The organism is Glycocaulis albus, from assembly GCF_014639075.1.
Classification (GTDB): Bacteria; Pseudomonadota; Alphaproteobacteria; order Caulobacterales; family Maricaulaceae; genus Glycocaulis; species Glycocaulis albus.
The window spans coordinates 105,354-123,375 of record NZ_BMFS01000007.1 but is presented as its reverse complement, the minus strand read 5'-3'; the positions used below and the strand labels follow the sequence as shown (position 1 = coordinate 123,375).

Here is an 18,022-nt window from a genome sequence, read left to right as displayed (position 1 = left end):
ATGCCCCGTTTCGTATTGATCAGCCTCGCCGTCATCCTCGCCATCGCGGTGATTGTCGGCCTGTCGGCGACTTTTACCGTGTCAGAACGCGAGTCTGCGCTGGTGCTGCGTCTGGGTAATCCTGTTGCCGTCATCAATGAGCCGGGTGACGAAGAACCCGGCCTCCATTTCAAGATCCCGTTCGTCGATGACGTTCTGCATTTCGACAAGCGCAATATCGAGTTCAACATGGCGCCGGCGGAGATTCTGGCCGCTGACCAGGAACGCCTCGTGGTGGATGCCTTCCTGCGCTACCGCATCGTCAATCCGCTGCGCGTTTACCAGACGGTGCGCGACGAGCGCGGCCTGCAACAGCGCCTGTCGGCCATCATGGACGACTCGCTGCGCGGTGTTATCGCGTCGATCCCGTCCAGCGAGGTCATCTCCGGCCAGCGCGCCGAAGTGATGAACCGGATCCGCCTCGCCGCCGAAGCGCAGGTCGCCACCCAGGATATCGGTATCCAGGTGATTGATGTGCGCATTCTGCGGGCGGACCTGCCTCAGCAGATCACTGACCGGGTCTTCGAGCGCATGCGTTCGGAACGTCAGCAGGAAGCGGCCCTTATCCGTGCGCAGGGTGAAGAGCGTGCCCGTCAGATCCGCGCCGAGGCGGACCGTGAAGCGGTGGTCATTCTGGCCAACGCCCGGGCTGAAGCCGAGCGCATCCGCGGTGAGGGCGATGGCCGCCGTACGGCCATCTTTGCCGAAGCCTACGGGCAGGACCCTGACTTCTTCGCCTTCTACCGGTCCATGCTGGCCTATGATCAGGCATTGCGCGACAATACGCCGATCGTGATCAGCCCGGATTCGGAATTCTTCCGCTACTTCCAGAACCAGGCGGGATCGCCCGACTAGAGGGAGATAAAGGGGCCATGCTCGTATGGATTGTCCTGGCCATCGGCCTTGTGCTGGTCGCCGAAGGCCTTCTTTACGCGCTGGCCCCCTCGCTTGCCCGGAAAATGGCCGAGACGGCCGCCAGCGTTCCGCCTGCCACGCTCCGCCTGGCCGGTATTGGCGCGGTAGCGGCCGGTGTCATTCTGGTCTGGCTGGGCCGGTCCATGGGCTGAATGCCACCTGCAATGGGGGGTGTTGGCAGGCAAACAACGCGTTAAGCTTGATAAAGTCCGCCTCGCTACCGGAGTCGCCCATGCGTGCCGTTCTGGCTGTTCTCGCTGCCGCTTTCCTGCTTTTCGTACCTCCGGCGCTGGCCCAGCCCCGTGAGGGGTTTGGCGATCTGGCCGATCAGCTGTCTCCGGCCGTGGTCAATATTTCCGCTGCCCAGCGCATGCGCGCAGATGCGAGCCTGCCAACCTTTCCCCCCGGTTCGCCTCTTGAGCGCTTCAACGATCTGCTGGGTGACAATCCACGCGTCGCAAACTCGCTGGGCTCAGGCTTCATTGTCGATGCGCGCGGACTGGTCGTGACGAACAATCACGTCATCGAGGAAGCGGACGAGGTGGAGGTCGTCTTCACGGACGGGCGTACCCTGCCGGCTGACATAGTCGGCGTGGATCCGGCAACAGACCTGGCTGTCCTGCGTATTCGCGGCGGTGGCGGCAATTTCCCCTTCGTGCGCTTTGGCGACTCCGACGCCGCGCGGGTCGGAGACTGGGTAATCGCCATCGGTAACCCGTTCGGCCTTGGCGGCTCGCTCACCGCGGGTGTCATATCCGCGCGGGGCCGCGAGATTGGCGGGCGCTATGACGACTATCTGCAGACAGATGTAGCCATCAATCGCGGCAATTCGGGCGGGCCGCTGTTCAACATGGACGGGCAGGTCGTGGGCGTGAACACGGCCATCTTCTCGCCGACCGGTGCGAGCGTGGGTATCAGCTTTTCCATCCCGTCCAACATTGCCGCGCCCATCGTCCGGCAGCTCGCAGAGTTCGGCGAGACCCGCCGCGGCTGGCTGGGCGTGAACGTGCAGGCTGTCACCGCCGACACCGCCGAGGCGCTGGGCCTGAACAGCCCGCGCGGCGCCATTGTCAGCCGGGTCGATCCTGACGGTCCGGCCTATGCCGCCGGCATGGAGCGCGGTGATCTCATTCTCGCCTTCAACGGCGAACTGGTGCCTGACGACAGGCGTCTGCCGCGCATGGTCGCTGATACCGCCATCGGGTCGCGTGTCAGCGTCGATGTTCTGCGCCGGGGCGAACCCTTGACACTGGAAGTCGAGGTGCAACGGCTTGATGAGCCGGACGCTGCGCCGCCGCGCCCGGTGGGATCCGACGCAGATACGCCCGGCATAACGCCTTCATCGCGTACGGTCTTCGGGCTGACACTGGCCCCGGTAACCGATGCGCTCCGCCGTACCCACCGCCTGCATCCCGACGCACGCGGGCTGGTTGTCACAGCCGTTGAGCCGGGGTCTGACGCCGCAGGCAAGGTGCGTGTGGGCGATGTCGTTGAAGAGATCGCGTGGACGCAGGTCAGCACAGTGGATGAGGCACGCCAGATTGCGCGGGCAGCGGCAGGCGAGACCGGCCGCCCGGTCCTGTTCAGCCTGAACCGTCAGGGCCAGTTCATTCTACAGAGCCTTCGGCCATAAGGCTTTGCCGGAGGTGGCCATGCCGCCCTTCATCCTGATTGGCGGCCCGACCGCATCCGGCAAGACCGCGCTCGCGGTCACGCTGGCCCGGCGCATCGGCGGCGAGATCATCAATGCTGATTCCATGCAGCTCTACCGGGGGCTGGACATATTGTCCGCCCAACCCGGTGAGGCCGAACGCGCAGGCGTGCCGCATCACCTGTTCGGCGTTGCCGATCCATCAGAGCGCTGGTCCGCGGGCCGGTGGGCGCGTGCCGCCCTTGATGTTGCGGGGTCTCTTCGCGCACGCGGCGCGCCAGCAATTTTCGCCGGTGGCACAGGGCTTTATTTCAAAACCCTGATAGATGGCATCGCCCCCGCACCGGACATTCCGGCCAATGTGCGCGCCGAGGTCAGCGCGCTGGAGCAATCGGGAAGCGCTGCGCTGCGGGCGGAGGCGGAGCGGCTCGACGCCGAAGGCGCCGGCCGGATCAAGCCCGGTGACCGCCAGCGCCTGGTCCGGCTGATCGAGCTGGTGCGGACTACAGGGCAGCCGCTGAGCGCGCTTCATGCGGATACGCGCCCGCTGATCGCGCCGGACAGCTGGACCGGCTTTGCGCTGCGTCCGGATCGCGACGTGCTGTATGCGCGCATAGAACAGCGGTTCGACAGTATGATGGAGGCCGGAGCGTTGGCCGAAGCGCGAGCCCTGCATGCGCGCGGGCTGGATCGCCAGCTGCCCGCCCTGAAAGCGGTTGGTGTCCGGCCGTTACTGGCGCACCTGGACGGCGAGCTTGGCCTCGCCGAAGCGGTCGAGCGCGCGAAGACCGACTCCCGGCGTTATGCCAAACGCCAGTTCACCTGGTTTGCCAACCAGCATGCCGACTGGACTCGCCTGGATGCGCCCGGCCATGACGAAAATTTTGCCCGCATGATTGCCAGCCTCGAGAATATGGATACGCCATGACCCTGCCCGACGCGCTCTACGACCGCGATATTGACCTTGCGCCGCTGCAGGCGTGTGCGCTGGCCATAATCGGCTACGGCAATCATGGCCGCTCCCACGCGCTGAACCTGCGAGATAGCGGCGTGGAGCACATACTGGTGGCGCTGCGGGACGGTTCACCGTCCCGAGCGAAGGCACGAAGCGACGGGTTTGAAGTGGTCAGTCTCGACGAGGCGGCCGCGCGCGCTGATTATGTATCCATCCTGGCCGCGGACGAGGCACATGGCGCGATCTGGGACAGCCATATCGCGCCTAACCGCAAGCCGGGGCAGGGGCTCATCTTCTGTCACGGCTTCTCCATCGAATACGGCCTGATTGACCCGCCAGCCGACTGTGACGTCATTCTGGCCGCTGCCAAGGGCCCCGGTGGCGCTGTGCGTGACAGCTTTGAACGGGGTGGCGGGCTGACAGGATTCTGGGCCGTTCATCAGGACGCGTCAGGGAGAGCCGGAGCGGTCGCGAAAGCCTATCTCAAAGGGCTCGGCTGCGGGCGTGCAGGAGTGTTTTCCACCAGCTTCCGCGAGGAGGCGCTGGCCGACATTCTCGGCGAGCAGGCCGTGCTGGTCGGGGGGATGTGTGCGCTCGCCCGGCAGGGATATGAAACGCTGGTCGCCGCCGGCATCAGCCCGCTCATGGCGTATATCGATACGGTCCACGAGCTGAAATATATCGCTGAGCTGATCCATACGCGCGGGATTGCCGGCATGTACGCGGCCATCTCGGACACCGCCGAGTTCGGCGCCCACGGCGTCGAGGCGCGGATTGCAGAGGCCGTAAAGCCGGTCTTCGAGGATATCGTTACCGACGTCACATCGGGTGATTTTGCCCGGCGCTGGGTCGCCGATTTTGAGAAGGACCGGGCGGGCCTGCATGCCGCGAGGTCCAGTGCCGGGCGGCACGAGCTGGAAGCGACGGGCCGGTATTTGCGAAAGGCTCTGGGGCTGGAATAGCTGCCAGCGGTATGCACCGTGCATGGCAACGTGACAGCGAACAGTCTATGAGAGTCTCATGAACCAGCTGACCCGTTTTGTGACGCGCATGGATGCGCAGGCCGCGCGCGCCATCGGCGTTTCCATCGCGCTGTTCGCCCTCGTCATGGCGATATTCCTGATCGGGCGCTTTGTCTTCAATATCGAGCCGGGCGATGTCCAGTCCTGGCTTGCAGACGCCGCGTCGCGCTGGTACGCCCTGCCGCTCACCATCCTTGCTTTCACGGTCCTGTCCTATGTCGGCGCGCCCCAGTTTGCGCTCTTCGCCGCGGCGGTTCTGGCGTTCGGACCCGTTGCCGGCTTCATCTATTCGTGGGCCGGCACCATGGTCTCGGCAGCGGCCAATTTCTGGACCGGGCGGTTTCTGGGTGCCGATGTCGTGCGCCGCTATGGCGGGGAGACGGTGAACCGCATCTCCGCCTTTGTCGGTAAGAACGGGTTCTGGGCAAGCGCCATTATCCGCAACGTGCCCTCTGCCCCCTTCATCGTCGTGAACATGGCGGCAGGCGTGTCGCATATGACGTTCCTCGCCTTCATGGGCGGGACCGGGCTTGGCATTCTGCCCAAGATTGCGCTTGTCACCTTTGCCGGCGGCGGGGTCATAGCGCTTCTCTCAGGCAGCGGTCTATGGGTGGCGGCCATCCTTGCACTGACGGCGTTTGGCTGGCTGGTGGCCATGCTGATGGCGCGCAAATGGCTGCGCTCGACCTCTACAGGACAGGCTGCCGAAGCTGTGTCGGATGTGCCCGCAGATACCAGCGACGGCACGTCGTCTCTTGCAATCCGCGACGGCGCATCGCACAAGGGTAAATAGCGCACCGCCTTTAGTGTTCGGGCGGCCCATAGCCACCGGCTCGCAGGTATTTTCAGGATGTTTTCTAGCGTTTTCGGGCTTCTTTCCGCAGATATCGCCATCGATCTGGGCACCGCCAACACGCTCGTTTACGTGAAGGGCCGCGGCGTCGTTCTGAATGAACCGTCCGTGGTGGCCTACAAGATCGAAAAAGGGCGCAAGCACGTTCAGGCCGTCGGTGCAGAAGCCAAACTCATGCTGGGCAAGACGCCGGGCAATGTAGAAGCGATACGCCCCATGCGTGACGGCGTGATCGCCGACTTTGATGTCGCCGAGGAAATGATCGCGCATTTCATCCGCAAGGTGCATAACCGGCGCAGCTTCGTCTCGCCGCAGGTCGTTATCTGTGTTCCGTCCGGTGCGACCGCCGTGGAGCGCCGCGCCATTCACGAGAGCGCGCTGGGCGCCGGCGCGCGCAAGGTTTACCTGATCGACGAGCCGATGGCGGCAGCGGTCGGTGCAGGCCTGCCGATCGATGAGCCCACCGGCTCGATGATCGTGGATATTGGCGGTGGCACCACCGAAGTGGCCGTGATGTCGCTTTCGGGCATTGTGTATTCGCGTTCGGTCCGCGTGGGCGGTGACAAGATGGACGAGGCCATCATCAACTATATCCGCCGCTCGGCGAACCTGCTGATCGGCGAAACCTCTGCCGAGCGTATCAAGAAGGAAATCGGCTCCGCCAGCCCGCCCCCGAAGGGCGAGGGGCTAACGCTGGAGATCAAGGGCCGCGACCTGATGAACGGCGTGCCGCGCGAGATCGCGGTCACCGAAGCCATGATTGCCGACGCGCTGTCAGAGCCCGTCGAGCAGATCGTCGAGGCAGTCAAGCAGGCGCTGGAAGCCACACCGCCGGAACTGGCTGCGGACATTGTCGACAAGGGCATCGTACTGACCGGGGGTGGCGCACTGCTGCGCAATCTGGATACTGAGTTGCGTGATCGCACGGGATTGCCGGTAAGCCTCGCCGACGAGCCATTGTCCTGCGTTGTGCTGGGCTGCGGCAAAGCGGTGGAAAATCTCAAGATTTGGCGTCCCATATTGTCAGAAGCCGTTTAGGCGGCGCGGGAATGATTCTCTAGAGGAGGTGCCGGGCGGTGGCGCAATGGCGTTCAGCGCGGCAGGGGGCAGATGACGCGGTCCGTTTTTCGCGGACCCTTCTCCTCATGTTCATGGCGATATCGGCGATCCTGATCGCGGCCGACCGGACCGAGGACCGGGTAGAGGCCGTGACGGTGTTCCGCGCAGCGTTCAACGATCTGTCCATTCCCGTGCTTGAAGCCGCTGCCCAGCCTCTGCGCGGGCTGTACAATATCGGCCCGTGGTGGCGCCGCCAGATCGAGCTGGCTGGCGAGATCCGGGAGCTGCGTCAGGAGATGTCGGAGTTGCGGGCCTGGCGCGACGTGGCGCTCAACTATTCAGAACAGATGCGCCGGCAGCAGGAACTGCTCAATCTCGACCCGCCTTTGCCGCGCCAGCGCATTACGGCCTGGGCCGTCACCGAAACAGGCGGGCCTTTCGTGCGCACGCGCCTGGTCGGTGTGGGCACCGAGGACGGTGTGGCGCCAGGCTACCCCGCATTGAACATTTACGGTGTGGTAGGGCGCACGATTGATGTGGGCGCGCGCTCGTCGCGTATCCTGTTGCTGACCGACCTGAACAGCCGGGTGTCGGTCATGGCCGACCGCTCCAATGCCAGGGCCATGCTGGTGGGTGACAATACCGACTTTCCGCGCCTGGACTATCTGGGCCGCGCGCCTGATCTCCAGGAAGGCGACCGGATCGTCACCTCGGGCGATGACAATATTCTGCCGCGTGGACTGCCTGTCGGCGAAGCCGTTCTGGACCGTAATGGCGCCTGGCGGGTTGTTCTCTATTCCAGCGCAACTCCGATCGACCTGATCTGGATCTGGCCTTTCACGCCCGTGGAAGCGCCCGTGGACGAGGCGCCCGCGGATAGCGTGCCTCCCGCCGCAGCGCCGCCCCAGCTTGGGGCAGAGCCGGAGCAGGCGCCGGCCAGCGATACGGATGTACCGGTCGTTGGCGCGTCGCAAAATGACACCGGGGACGAACCCGATAGCGGGGAGGGGCGGTAGATGCGCGCATCGCTGGAACGCAATTCCACCTGGCCGGTCCTCACTGCCATGGCACTGACACTGGCCCTGAGCCTGCTCGCGGTGGCCGCGCCCTTGCGCCTGCCCGAGGGGCAGGGATTCCCCGCGCCGTTCTTTCCGCTGATCGCGCTGTTTGTCTGGTCGGTCCGGCACCCGCACTTCGTGCCGCCCTGGCTGATCTTTATCACCGGCCTGTTCCAGGATCTGCTCACCGGTGGCCCGCTCGGCATGTGGGCCTTGTCCTATCTTCTGGCATTCGCCATCGCGCGCTTGCGCTCGACAGAACCGTCCGCACGCGAATTCATTCTGCTGATCGCGCGGTTCTCGGTCATGACCGGCATCGCCACCCTGGTTGCCTGGATTGCCGGCTCCTTGTCCATCGGCCAGCCTGCAGACCCCACAAGCCTTGTAACCGAAGCTGTGATAACGCTTATCGTGTTCCCGGCCTTTTGCTGGCTGTTTGCGCGCAAGCGCGAACGCACCACATTCTCATGAGGGTTTGACAAAAGAGCGACCATGCGCCGCGACAAGCAGGAAGCCCAGGCCCAGTTCAACCGGCGCACCTTCATGGTGGGTGCAGGCGGTGTTGCCGCGTTTGCCGGCATCGGTGCCCAACTCTACACACTGCAGATACTGCAGGAGGACGAGTACCGGGTTCTCTCCGACAACAACCAGTTTTCGTTCCGTATCCAGTTGCCGACTCGCGGCCGGATACTGGACCGCTTTGGTGAAACGATCGCGGAAAACCGGGACAGCTACCGCATCTATCTGATCCGCGAGCAGGCAGGTGATCCCGCGCTTGCCCTTGACCGTCTGTCGCGTTTCATGCCGATCAGCGATGCCCGCCGTGAACGCGTGCTGCGCGACCTCGCCCGTACGCCCCGCTTCCAGCCGGTAACGATCGCGGAAGGCGTGGACTGGGAGACGTTTTCGCGGGTCAATCTGCACCTTCCTGAACTGCCGGGTGTCATGCCGGATGTGGGCGAGGTGCGTACCTACCCCATGCCTGCGGCGTTTGCGCATGTGGCAGGCTATGTGCAGTCGGCTCCGCCCGAGATCGCCGGTGACGATCCGCTTCTGCGCCATCCCGCCTTCCGTGTCGGACGGTCCGGAGTCGAGATAGCGCGTGATGCCGAACTGCGCGGTTCTGCCGGCTCACTGAAGGTGGAGGTGAATGCCTTCGGCCGTGTCATCCGCGAACTGCCCGAACAGTCCCGGCCGGCGGAGCCGGGGCGCGATGTTGCTCTTACGATCGATGCCGAAGTGCAGCGCTTTGCTACCGACAGGCTCGGCACGCAGAGCGCGTCCGCCGTGGGAATTGATGTCCACACCGGAGAGGTCGTGGTGTTGGCATCAACCCCGTCATTCGATCCCAACCTGTTCGTTTTGGGTATCCCCTCGCGTGAGTTCAGCGATCTCAACGAGAACCCGCTTCGCCCCCTGTTCAACAAGGCGACGAACGGCCTTTACGCGCCGGCCTCGACTATCAAGGGTGTCATATCGCTGGCCGCGCTACGTCACGGGGTCATGCGTCCCGGCGAACGCGTGACCTGCCGGGGTTCGGTGCAGCTGGGCAACCGGCGTTTCCATTGCTGGCGGCGTGAAGGGCACGGTCCGGTCAATATGCACGACGCCATCAAGGTGTCGTGCGATACCTATTTCTACGAAGTTGCCTCCCGGCTGGGAATTGAGCGTATTCGCGAGGCGGCGCTGGAGCTCGGCTTCGGCCAGCTTTTCGAGGTTGGCATCCCGATGCTCTCCCAGGCCGGTGGCCTGTTCCCCAGCCCGCAATGGAAGCGCGCGCGCACCGGGCAGGGCTGGTCCATGGGCGACACCTATAATGTCGGGATCGGGCAGGGCGCGGTTCTAGCGTCACCTTTGCAGCTGGCCGTGATGACCGCGCGCATGGCGACGGGCCGCGCCGTGGAGCCTACCCTGTACCCGCGCAGCGCGCCTGCGCAGTTTGCCCGCCTGGACTTTGAAGATGCCCATATTGAGGCGGTTCATAACGCCCATGTCGGCGTCGTGCACGAGCCGGGCGGCACGTCATACTGGTCGCTTGGCGGACTCGGCGTTGAGGGCGTGCGCATGGCGGGCAAGACCGGCACCAGCCAGGTTTACTCGATCAGCGCAGAGGAGCGTGCGCGCGGTGTACGCGATCAGGATGACCTGCCCTGGCGCTTGCGCAATCACGGCCTTTTCATCTGCTATGCCCCGGCAGAGGCGCCGCGCTACGCGGTCGCTGTGGTGGTGGAGCACGGTGGAGGCGGGGCCCGTTCCGCTGCACAACCGGGACGCGATATTCTGCGCGAGCTGATTTTGCGTGACCCGGCCGGGCGTTCAGGCGTGATTGCTGCCCGGCACGCACCTATAAATCTGGCGCAGGGAGGCTAGCCATGCCGGTGTTTACCCAGCCAGTGCCGCGTGATCTCAGGGCGAAGCTGTTCGAGCTGAATTGGGCGTTCGTCCTGCTTATCGTGCTGACAGGATGTATCGGCGTCCTGATGCTCTACTCGGTGGCAGGGGGCGCTTGGGATCCCTGGGCCATCCGTCATGCCACACGTTTTGCCGCCGGCTTCCTGGTGATGCTGATTGTGGCGATGGTGCCGCCGCGCATGTGGATGAGCCTGGCCTATCCGGCCTATCTGGGTGCGCTTTTCCTGCTCGTCATGGTGGAGCTGTTCGGAGCGACCGCGATGGGCGCGCAGCGCTGGATCGATATCGGCCCGTTGCGCATGCAGCCTTCTGAGATCATGAAGATAGCGCTCGTTCTCGCACTGGCCCGGTATTATCACGACCTGCCGCCGGAAAAGGTATCCACACCGGGCGGCATGATCGTACCGGCATTGGCTATTGCGCTTCCCGTCGGCCTGATCGCCAAGCAGCCTGATCTTGGTACGGCGGTGCTCACCGGAGCCACGGGCGCAGTCATGGTGTTTCTGGCCGGGCTGAGCTGGAAAGTCATCGTGCCTGGAATGATTGCCGGCGTCGTGGGCGGCATCACCTTCCTGCGTTATGGCCTGGAAGAGTATCAGCGCGCGCGTGTGATGACCTTCCTCAATCCGGAAAATGATCCGCTGGGCGCTGGTTATCACATCATGCAGTCCAAGATCGCCCTGGGTTCAGGCGGTCTGACAGGCAAGGGGTATATGCAGGGCACACAGGCCCATCTGAATTTCCTGCCTGAAAAGCAGACCGATTTCATCTTCACCATGTTGGGCGAGGAGTTCGGCTTCATTGGCGGGATAGCCGTGCTTGCGCTCTATGCGCTGATCCTGGGCCATTGCCTGATGACCGCGATGGCGTGCCGCTCTGTCTTCCTGCGACTGGTGACGATGGGCGTCACCACGACCTTTGCTTTGTACGTTTTCATCAACGCCGCGATGGTGATGGGGCTGGTGCCGGTTGTGGGCGTGCCGCTGCCGATGATTTCCTATGGTGGCTCGGTCATGTTCACGGTGCTGATCGGGCTCGGGCTTATACTCGGCGCACACATTCACCGGGCGGCAGAGCCACCCAAAGGTGCAGGCATTTTCGGCTAAGCGCGCTTGACCTTGAAGGCTCGGTGGGGAAGTCTCCCCGCCAAATCATCCATAACAATCAGCTTCAAAAGCGGGGGAAATCACATGGCCATCGGCGGCGGCGCACACAGTACCTGGGGAACGCGGTTCGGATTCCTGATGGCGGCCATCGGCTCGTCAGTGGGCCTGGGCAATTTCTGGCGCTTTCCTTACGTGGCGGGCGAGAATGGCGGGGCTGCGTTTATCGTCATCTACCTGCTTTGCGTGGTGTTTATCGCCCTTCCGATCCTGATGGCCGAACTCTCTGTCGGCCGCCACGCCCGCCGCTCGGCCGTGGGTTCGGTCCGCAAGATGGCATTTGACGCCGGTGCTCCAGGTCTCTGGGCGGTAGCGGGCTGGGTGTCCATGGTGGCAGCCGTGCTCATCTTGTGCTTCTACTCGGTCGTTGCCGGCTGGGTGGTTGCCTATGTGTTCAAGATGGGAGCCGGGGAGTTTGTCGGCGCCGCGCCGGAAACGGTGGCTGCCGCCTTTGGTGAGCTGACCAGCGATACCAACACCGTAATCGGATGGCACTCGGCCTTCATGATCGTGACTGTCGGCATCGTATCGTTGGGTGTCACCAAGGGCATTGAGCGTGCTGTCACCATCCTGATGCCGATCTTCTTCCTGACGCTCATCGGCCTGGTGGTATATGCGGCCTTCACGGCGGACATGGGCAGCGCGCTGGAATACCTTTTCACGCCGGACTTCTCCGAGCTGGGCCCGCAAACCTTCCTCGCAGCACTGGGGCAAGCTTTCTTCTCGATCGGCGTCGGCGGCGCCATCATGATTACCTACGGCTCCTATCTGCCGCGTACCGACAATCTGGCGGGCTCTTCGGTAATCATTGCAGGCGCTGACACGATGGTTGCCATCGTGGCCGGCCTTGCCATTTTCCCGTTTGTGTTCGCCTTCGCGCTCAGCCCGGATGCCGGACCGGCCCTGTTCTTCCAGACCCTGCCTTCGGCCTTTGCCCAGATGCCCGGCGGTGAATATGTCGGCACGGCCTTCTTCATCCTGGCTTTCATCGCGGCGCTTACCTCATCCATCTCGCTGTTGCAGGTCGTGGTGGCCTTTGCCGAGGAACACACCGATTTCGGCAAGACCGGATCGGCCGTGTTCTTTGGCATCATCATCTGGCTGGTAGGCTGCGGCGCTGCTTTCTCGGGAGGCTATTTCAATCTGCTCGATGTACTGTCGGGCCAGGTCTTCCTGCCGCTGGGCGGCCTGCTGATCGCCCTGTTCACCGGCTGGGTGGTCACCCGCTCGCTGATGCGTCACGAGCTGGCCGGGGCCTCCGATACCGTGTTCGCGGTATGGCGGTTCATCATCCGCTTCCTGGCACCGATTGCCGTGTTTGCTATCCTCGCCGGCGGCATTGCATCGGCCTTCGGCGTACCGCTGCCCTTCCTTCAGGGGTAGGGTCTGTCCAACGCAGAACCCGGAGCGCAAGCCAGCGCGCTCCGGGGTTTTCCATTCGGTGAGTTTTCAGCCCAGTTTCGCGCCAAGCCGGTCAGTCGCGCGCACCAGCGCGTCGACTATTCCCGGTTCGCCTGCGGCATGTCCGGCATCGGGCACAATGTGCAGCTCGGCTGACGGCCAGTTCTGACGCAACGCCCAGGCCGCGCGCACCGGCGTCACCATGTCGTAACGCCCCTGGACGATCACGCCGGGAATGCTGGCGAGGTGGCCGGTATCGTCGATCAGCACGCCGTCGCGCTCAAGAAAGCCCTTGTTGACGAAGTAATGGGTCTCCATCCGCGCCAGTGCATCGGACCGGCGCGGGTCAGGGGCGATCGCGCCACTGTCCGGCACCAGGCTGATCAGCGCATTTTCCCACTGCGCCCAGGCCAGGGCATCCTCGCGGCGTGTGTCCAGGTCATCAATCTGCAGGCGGGCATGATAGGCACGCAGCACGTCTTCGCGCTCTGCTGCGGACAGCCGCCCTGTGAGCGCTTGCCACGCATCGGGGTATATCTGGTTGGCACCGTCCCGGTAGAACCAGTCGAGCTCGGCCTGCGTGCATCCGAACACCCCGCGCAGGATCAGTCCCATCACCCGTTCAGGGCAGGCGCGCGCATAGGCGAGCGCAAGCGTCGCGCCCCACGATCCGCCGAACACAATCCACCGGTCTACGCCCAGCGCGGCCCTTATGGTTTCCATGTCGGAAATGAGGCGCTGCGTATCGTTGGCACGGGTATCGGAAAACGGTCTCGACCGGCCGCAACCGCGCTGGTCAAAGATAATGATGCGATAGACATGCGGGTCAAAAAAGCGGCGCATGGACGGTGCCGCACCGCCACCAGGCCCGCCATGCAGCGCAATAATTGGAACGCCATCGGCCCGCCCGCATTCTTCATAGTAGAGCGTATGCCCTTCGCCGACATCCATCATGCCGGTACGGTAGGGCTCAATGGCAGGGTAGAGGCCGATCCGTTCCCGTTTGCGCAAAGTGTCCATGGGCGGCCCTATAAACAGTCAAGGATGCGATTTCGCTTTGAGTATCGGAACACTATGAGGTTTTATTCAATTGCGGAAGCGATACGCCTTCGTATCGCAGCACAGCCATCGGCCGGGGCCCTTGTGACCGTAACGCGCGCGCTACGTGGACTGACATTGATGTTGTCGGCGGCGGTACTGGTGACAGGCTGCGTCAGCCAGCCTGTTGATATCGCCTCACGTTCCCCTTCGGAGATGCCGGTCAGCGCGCAGGAAGATCTGCGGACCGCTGTTGCCGCCTTCCGTATGCGCCAGGAAGAGGCGGGCGGCTGGACGCTCGGTGCTGACGGTTCCGCCCGCGGCCTTTTGGGACGGCTCGTGGGCGGCGCACCGGAGCGCAGTGATGCGGCCGGAGACTATATTCGGCAGGCGGGCGATGCTCTGCCGTCCTATCTGGCTGGCGATATCGTTCTGGCCAGTGATCTGGCCGATGACGTCTCACAGGCAGCTCTTGTGGTTGCCAGCACCAGCACGCCGCTTCCGGAAAGCCAGCTGGTGCGTGATATCGCCTCGGTGGAGACAGTGCTGGCCTCCGCCCGGCGCGCCCGCACCTTCTTTCAGGCTGTATCGGTAGATGACCGCGCCGGACTGACCTCAAACCAGCGGGTGACGCTGAGTGAGGCGCTCTCCCGCCTTGATGACAGTATCAGCGCACTGGTAAACGCGACCGATGCGCTGGCGGACCGCCGCTGGGCGGCCAGCAACGCTCTGGCCAGCTGAGCCAATCCGGTCCATGCAGCCCGCCTTCGATCCTGATAATGTACAAGGCTTTCTCGCCCGGGAAGAGGGTGAGGCGCTCGCGCGTCACGTGCGTGCGCTTGCCGTCCAAGGGCCCGTTCTGGAAATCGGATCATGGTGCGGCCGCTCAAGCGTGTGGCTGGGGCAGGCGGCCTGGGAATCGGGCCGCATCGTCTACGCGCTGGACCACCATCGCGGTTCGGAAGAGCACCAGCCCGGCGAGGGCTATCACGACCCGGCGCATTTCGATGCGGAGCTGGGACGCGTCGATACGCTGCCTGCGTTCCGCCGCTCCATTGCCCTTGCCGGCCTTGAGCAGACGGTCATGGCGCTTGTCGGCCCCTCGGCCACCATAGGCGCGAACTGGGCGACGCCGCTGGCCATGGTGTTCATCGATGGCGGGCATGCGATGGACACCGCGCTGGCCGATTATCGTGCCTGGGCAGGCCATGTCGCACGCGGCGGCGTACTGGCGATCCATGACGTGTTTCCCGACCCTGCCGATGGTGGCAGGCCGCCCTATGAAATCTGGAAGCTGGCCGTGGCCTCCGGGCTTTTCGAGCCGCTGGAGCGGGTCAATTCGCTCGAATTTCTGCGCCGCCTGTAGTCCACGCATCCGCGCGGGCATGGCGCACCAGCAGGTCTGAACCCGGTGACAGCGCGTCCAGCGCATCAGCAGCCAGAATAACCGCGCCAGCCGTCCATGACGGGCGCTCCTTGGGCCAGACATCGCCAATCTCATACTGCCAGCCCATCCAGTAGCCGCCATTTGGCGCGGCCAGCGGGGCCAGCTCATTGACGAGCGCGCGTGCTGCCTCCCGCCGTCCGGCGCTCATGCAGGCCAGCGCCAGCTCGGCGGTTTCGGCAGCTGTCACCCAGGGTTCGCCGGTGACGCAGCGGCAGCCCAGATCGGCGACGACAAATGTGTCCCAGCCTTCATCCAGGCGTGCACGGGCTTCTGCGCCCGTCAGCACGCCGGTCAGTACCGGATAGTACCAGTCCATCGCGTAGGAAGAGCGGTCGATGCCCTTGCGGTCAAACCGTTCCGGCATGGCGGTCAGCGCGCGGGCTATGGCCGCACGGGCGCGTGCCCAGTCAGTGCGTGGCTTTTCAAGGATCTCCGCCATGCGCAGGCCGCACTCGAAGCTCTTGAACAGTGAAGAATTGCCTGCCCGCAAGGCATCAACCTCTTCGAGAGGCTGGCCGATATCGGGCGCGCGCCAGACCACGTCGCCATAACGGGTCTGCAAATTCATCACGAAATCGAGTGCCCGCGAAACCATGGGAAAATAGCGGGCAATCAGGCGCGGTTCGTCCAAGGCCAGCGCGCAGCGCATCACGGTAACGGCGGCATAGCCAGCGAAATTGGTGTCGCGCGCTGTCACGGGCACAGGCGGCGGTGCAATGCGCTCACCGCTTTCATCCATCGGGATGCCCGCGCCCAGCTCGCCCGTCCATCCGCCATCGGCTTCCTGCCGGGCCGCCAGAGCGTCCAGCGCGAGATGCACGCCTTCCACCCGTCCGGCCACGGCAAGGCCCATCGCGCTCTCGCCATGGTTCCACGGGTCCCAGACGCCGGTTTCCACCCACGGTATCGCCCCGTCACGCTGTTGCAGCGCTTCGATCCGGTCGGCGCAGGCGCGGATATCCAGCCCCGTGATGATGGAACGCGGGCTCATGGGCGGGCCTTGTCAAAATAGAGGGCGACAGACTTGCCCAGAAGCGGGTTCAGAGCCTTCTCGCTCCAACGCGTCAGGCGCGGCGCGGACAGCAAATCCCATTCAAGCAGCTTGCGATAGGCGGCCACCATGGCGCTCCGCTCGCGCCGCTCCCACAGGGCGCATTGCAGCCACCAGAACGGGCTGTGCAGGGCGTGCGCCCAGTGACGCTGGCGGAAGGTGTAGCCGAGTGCCTCCACCTGCTTGCGCAGCGCGCCATCCTTGAAGATACGCACATGCCCGCCCGGCGTGTTGTGGTAGTCCTCCGACAGCATCCAGCAGATCTTTTCCGGCCAGTAGCGCGGCACGGACAGGGCAAACTTGCCGCCGGGTTTGAGCACGCGGTCAATCTCGCTCAGTGCCAGTGGCACGTCGGGCAGGTGTTCGAGAACTTCAGAGCAGATGACAGCATCAAAGCTATTGTCTGCAAAGGGCAGGCGGCCCGCATCGCCCACGGTGAAGACCGCTGTGCGCGGGGGATTTTCCGGTGGCGGGGGCAGCTCGAAAAAGCCATCGATCGCCGCGCCCAGATCGGCAAAATCGAGGTCCAGCCCGGTCACGTCCAGCGCGCGTTCGTGCCAGTACAGCGCATGCAGGTGACGGCCGCGCCCGCAGCCCAGATCCAGTACGCGCTGGCCGTCGGCAAGGTCCAGCCGGTCGGGGTCGATTGTCATCATGCCGCAATCACTCCGGCATCGGTCAGGCCCAGCACATCGCGGTAGAGGCCAATGGAAATGCCTGCATGGAGATCCCATCGGAAAAGCGTGCGTACCCGGTTCAGGCCAGCCTGGCTCATTGCAAGGCGCATGCTTTCATCGTCCAGCACGCCGGCAATCGCCGCCGCCAGCGCCGCGTCATCGCCAACAGGGGTCACAATCCCCGCATCTCCCGCCACCTCCGGCAGAGCGCCGCCGTCCGACACAATAACCGGCGCGCCGCAGGCCATAGCTTCGGCGGGCGGAAAGCCGAAACCTTCAAAGCGCGACGCGGATACAAACACGCTGGCGCGCCGGTGCAGGCCGGCAATCTCTTCGCGCGTCAGGCCGGATACGAAATTCACCCGGTCAGACAGGCCTGTGCGCTCCAGCATGCGCTTGGTCGGCCCCTCGCGCAGCTGACCGATGACGGTCAGGCGTGCAGCCGGATGGCTGTCCTTCAGGCGCGCAAGCGCTGCGATCAGCACATCCAGCCCCTTGATGGGCACGTCGGCACTGGCGCTGGCAACGATCAGCCCGGGCTCGCGCTTTACCGACCGGTCAGGCGTGAAGCTCACATGGTCGATGCCGTTATAGGCGACGCGTACGCCGCTCGGATCCATGCCGGTACGCTCCGCATAAGACCGCCGAGCGGCATCGGAAACCGCGATGAAATGGGTGAGGGCGCGTGCCGCCCTTGCCTGCTCATCCACGAAGGAATGCCAGCGCCAGGACAGCGCCTTGCCCAGCCGGGTATGCGCGCCGGCCACCGCGAAATCGCGATCAATCGCAATCGGGTGGTGCAGGGTGGTGATGACGGGCAGGGTTTGCGCGATGCGCGCCATCGGCATGGCCAGCGTCTGGTTGTCGTGGATTATGTCAAAGCGGTGGCTCTCACGCGCGATGAACTCCTCCAGACGCAGCGCAAAGGCCGTCATCTCACCGAACGCGCCGGTATTGTGGGCCAGCCACTCGGCGCGGTCGGCCCGGCTGGCCAGATGCCGCCAGCGCAGCGCCAGCATGGCGTTATCGACAGCAAAGAGATCAAGCGAGGGCAGCTTGATCAGCTCGATACCGGCATCCAGCTCAGGGTAGGGCGGGCCGGAGGCCACGCTCACCTCGCAGCCCGCGGCTTTGAGCGCGCGCGTCAGCTCATGCACATAAATGCCCTGCCCACCGACATGCGGGTGGGAGCGATAGCTGGTCACCAGCACCCGCAAGGGGCGCTGTGACAGGGGATAATCAGCAAGGTCTTTCATTGGCGCGGGAAGCTAGACGGGCTAG

18 protein-coding genes are annotated in these 18,022 nt (G+C 64.2%); 14 read left to right on the top strand and 4 right to left on the bottom strand.

Annotated elements, in window-relative coordinates:
* From hflC to IEV75_RS08905, 12 genes are all read left to right on the top strand, one after another.
* Complete coding sequence (gene hflC, locus IEV75_RS08960) at nucleotides 1-894, top strand: protease modulator HflC (RefSeq protein WP_188452227.1); 894 nt, start codon at nucleotides 1-3, stop codon at nucleotides 892-894.
* A 17-nt stretch (nucleotides 895-911) separates the two neighbouring features.
* A complete protein-coding gene (locus IEV75_RS08955) occupies nucleotides 912-1,106 on the top strand; it encodes a DUF2065 domain-containing protein (RefSeq protein WP_188452226.1) in 195 nt (64 codons plus the stop codon).
* Nucleotides 1,107-1,186: 80 nt separating this feature from the next.
* On the top strand, nucleotides 1,187-2,587 hold the full coding sequence (locus IEV75_RS08950; RefSeq protein WP_188452225.1) for a Do family serine endopeptidase: 1,401 nt from the start codon (nucleotides 1,187-1,189) through the stop codon (nucleotides 2,585-2,587).
* A 19-nt stretch (nucleotides 2,588-2,606) separates the two neighbouring features.
* Nucleotides 2,607-3,533, top strand: a complete 927-nt coding sequence (gene miaA, locus IEV75_RS08945) for a tRNA (adenosine(37)-N6)-dimethylallyltransferase MiaA (protein ID WP_188452224.1) — start codon at nucleotides 2,607-2,609, stop codon at nucleotides 3,531-3,533.
* Nucleotides 3,530-4,522: a ketol-acid reductoisomerase gene (ilvC, locus tag IEV75_RS08940; protein WP_188452223.1), complete on the top strand. Its 993-nt coding sequence runs from the start codon at nucleotides 3,530-3,532 to the stop codon at nucleotides 4,520-4,522. The genes miaA and ilvC overlap by 4 nt, the downstream gene beginning before the upstream one ends.
* 58 nt (nucleotides 4,523-4,580) lie before the next feature.
* Nucleotides 4,581-5,375 carry a TVP38/TMEM64 family protein gene (locus IEV75_RS08935; RefSeq protein ID WP_188452222.1) on the top strand — a complete coding sequence of 265 codons (795 nt, stop codon included), beginning with the start codon at nucleotides 4,581-4,583 and terminating at the stop codon, nucleotides 5,373-5,375.
* Between the two features lie 57 nt (nucleotides 5,376-5,432).
* Nucleotides 5,433-6,473: a rod shape-determining protein gene (locus IEV75_RS08930; protein ID WP_127566449.1), complete on the top strand. Its 1,041-nt coding sequence runs from the start codon at nucleotides 5,433-5,435 to the stop codon at nucleotides 6,471-6,473.
* Nucleotides 6,474-6,580: 107 nt separating this feature from the next.
* Entirely contained in the window at nucleotides 6,581-7,510 is a 930-nt protein-coding gene (gene mreC, locus IEV75_RS08925; protein ID WP_233351812.1) for a rod shape-determining protein MreC, read from the top strand.
* Complete coding sequence (gene mreD, locus IEV75_RS08920; RefSeq protein ID WP_188452220.1) at nucleotides 7,511-8,023, top strand: rod shape-determining protein MreD; 513 nt, start codon at nucleotides 7,511-7,513, stop codon at nucleotides 8,021-8,023.
* A gap of 21 nt (nucleotides 8,024-8,044) precedes the next feature.
* Nucleotides 8,045-9,922 (top strand): penicillin-binding protein 2, encoded by a 1,878-nt coding sequence (mrdA, locus tag IEV75_RS08915; RefSeq protein WP_188452219.1) that lies wholly within the window; start codon nucleotides 8,045-8,047, stop codon nucleotides 9,920-9,922.
* Nucleotides 9,923-9,924: 2 nt separating this feature from the next.
* Nucleotides 9,925-11,070, top strand: coding sequence for a rod shape-determining protein RodA (rodA, locus tag IEV75_RS08910; RefSeq protein ID WP_188452218.1), 1,146 nt, complete (start codon nucleotides 9,925-9,927; stop codon nucleotides 11,068-11,070).
* Between the two features lie 84 nt (nucleotides 11,071-11,154).
* Nucleotides 11,155-12,510, top strand: a complete 1,356-nt coding sequence (locus IEV75_RS08905; RefSeq protein ID WP_188452217.1) for a sodium-dependent transporter — start codon at nucleotides 11,155-11,157, stop codon at nucleotides 12,508-12,510.
* Between the two features lie 66 nt (nucleotides 12,511-12,576).
* On the opposite strand, the gene pip is transcribed toward IEV75_RS08905, so the two are convergent.
* Nucleotides 12,577-13,548 (bottom strand): prolyl aminopeptidase, encoded by a 972-nt coding sequence (gene pip, locus IEV75_RS08900; RefSeq protein ID WP_188452216.1) that lies wholly within the window; start codon nucleotides 13,546-13,548, stop codon nucleotides 12,577-12,579.
* 54 nt (nucleotides 13,549-13,602) lie between these two features.
* On the opposite strand from pip, the gene IEV75_RS08895 reads away from it, so the two are divergent.
* A complete protein-coding gene (locus tag IEV75_RS08895) occupies nucleotides 13,603-14,307 on the top strand; it encodes a hypothetical protein (RefSeq protein ID WP_188452215.1) in 705 nt (234 codons plus the stop codon).
* 13 nt (nucleotides 14,308-14,320) lie between these two features.
* Nucleotides 14,321-14,932 (top strand): class I SAM-dependent methyltransferase, encoded by a 612-nt coding sequence (locus IEV75_RS08890; protein ID WP_188452214.1) that lies wholly within the window; start codon nucleotides 14,321-14,323, stop codon nucleotides 14,930-14,932.
* Here IEV75_RS08890 and IEV75_RS08885 read toward each other — a convergent pair.
* From IEV75_RS08885 to IEV75_RS08875, 3 genes are read right to left on the bottom strand one after another with little or no spacing between them, the layout of a single operon-like run.
* Nucleotides 14,901-16,004: a hypothetical protein gene (locus IEV75_RS08885; protein ID WP_188452213.1), complete on the bottom strand. Its 1,104-nt coding sequence runs from the start codon at nucleotides 16,002-16,004 to the stop codon at nucleotides 14,901-14,903. The two genes, IEV75_RS08890 and IEV75_RS08885, sit on opposite strands and share 32 nt — an antisense overlap.
* On the bottom strand, nucleotides 16,001-16,720 hold the full coding sequence (locus tag IEV75_RS08880) for a class I SAM-dependent methyltransferase (protein WP_188452212.1): 720 nt from the start codon (nucleotides 16,718-16,720) through the stop codon (nucleotides 16,001-16,003). Before IEV75_RS08880 ends, IEV75_RS08885 begins: the two co-directional genes overlap by 4 nt.
* Nucleotides 16,717-17,997, bottom strand: coding sequence for a glycosyltransferase family 4 protein (locus tag IEV75_RS08875; protein ID WP_188452211.1), 1,281 nt, complete (start codon nucleotides 17,995-17,997; stop codon nucleotides 16,717-16,719). The genes IEV75_RS08880 and IEV75_RS08875 overlap by 4 nt, the downstream gene beginning before the upstream one ends.
* Nucleotides 17,998-18,022: the final 25 nt, after the last annotated feature.

What these genes read in the sequence shown, in the direction of transcription:
- hflC (WP_188452227.1), top strand. Translation starts at nt 1, where the DNA reads ATGCCCCGTTTCGTATTGATCAGCCTCGCCGTCATCCTCGCCATCGCG.
- IEV75_RS08955 (WP_188452226.1), top strand. Translation starts at nt 912, where the DNA reads ATGCTCGTATGGATTGTCCTGGCCATCGGCCTTGTGCTGGTCGCCGAA.
- IEV75_RS08950 (WP_188452225.1), top strand. Translation starts at nt 1,187, where the DNA reads ATGCGTGCCGTTCTGGCTGTTCTCGCTGCCGCTTTCCTGCTTTTCGTA.
- miaA (WP_188452224.1), top strand. Translation starts at nt 2,607, where the DNA reads ATGCCGCCCTTCATCCTGATTGGCGGCCCGACCGCATCCGGCAAGACC.
- ilvC (WP_188452223.1), top strand. Translation starts at nt 3,530, where the DNA reads ATGACCCTGCCCGACGCGCTCTACGACCGCGATATTGACCTTGCGCCG.
- IEV75_RS08935 (WP_188452222.1), top strand. Translation starts at nt 4,581, where the DNA reads ATGAACCAGCTGACCCGTTTTGTGACGCGCATGGATGCGCAGGCCGCG.
- IEV75_RS08930 (WP_127566449.1), top strand. Translation starts at nt 5,433, where the DNA reads ATGTTTTCTAGCGTTTTCGGGCTTCTTTCCGCAGATATCGCCATCGAT.
- mreC (WP_233351812.1), top strand. Translation starts at nt 6,581, where the DNA reads ATGTTCATGGCGATATCGGCGATCCTGATCGCGGCCGACCGGACCGAG.
- mreD (WP_188452220.1), top strand. Translation starts at nt 7,511, where the DNA reads ATGCGCGCATCGCTGGAACGCAATTCCACCTGGCCGGTCCTCACTGCC.
- mrdA (WP_188452219.1), top strand. Translation starts at nt 8,045, where the DNA reads ATGCGCCGCGACAAGCAGGAAGCCCAGGCCCAGTTCAACCGGCGCACC.
- rodA (WP_188452218.1), top strand. Translation starts at nt 9,925, where the DNA reads ATGCCGGTGTTTACCCAGCCAGTGCCGCGTGATCTCAGGGCGAAGCTG.
- IEV75_RS08905 (WP_188452217.1), top strand. Translation starts at nt 11,155, where the DNA reads ATGGCCATCGGCGGCGGCGCACACAGTACCTGGGGAACGCGGTTCGGA.
- pip (WP_188452216.1), bottom strand. Translation starts at nt 13,548, where the DNA reads ATGGACACTTTGCGCAAACGGGAACGGATCGGCCTCTACCCTGCCATT.
- IEV75_RS08895 (WP_188452215.1), top strand. Translation starts at nt 13,603, where the DNA reads ATGAGGTTTTATTCAATTGCGGAAGCGATACGCCTTCGTATCGCAGCA.
- IEV75_RS08890 (WP_188452214.1), top strand. Translation starts at nt 14,321, where the DNA reads ATGCAGCCCGCCTTCGATCCTGATAATGTACAAGGCTTTCTCGCCCGG.
- IEV75_RS08885 (WP_188452213.1), bottom strand. Translation starts at nt 16,004, where the DNA reads ATGAGCCCGCGTTCCATCATCACGGGGCTGGATATCCGCGCCTGCGCC.
- IEV75_RS08880 (WP_188452212.1), bottom strand. Translation starts at nt 16,720, where the DNA reads ATGATGACAATCGACCCCGACCGGCTGGACCTTGCCGACGGCCAGCGC.
- IEV75_RS08875 (WP_188452211.1), bottom strand. Translation starts at nt 17,997, where the DNA reads ATGAAAGACCTTGCTGATTATCCCCTGTCACAGCGCCCCTTGCGGGTG.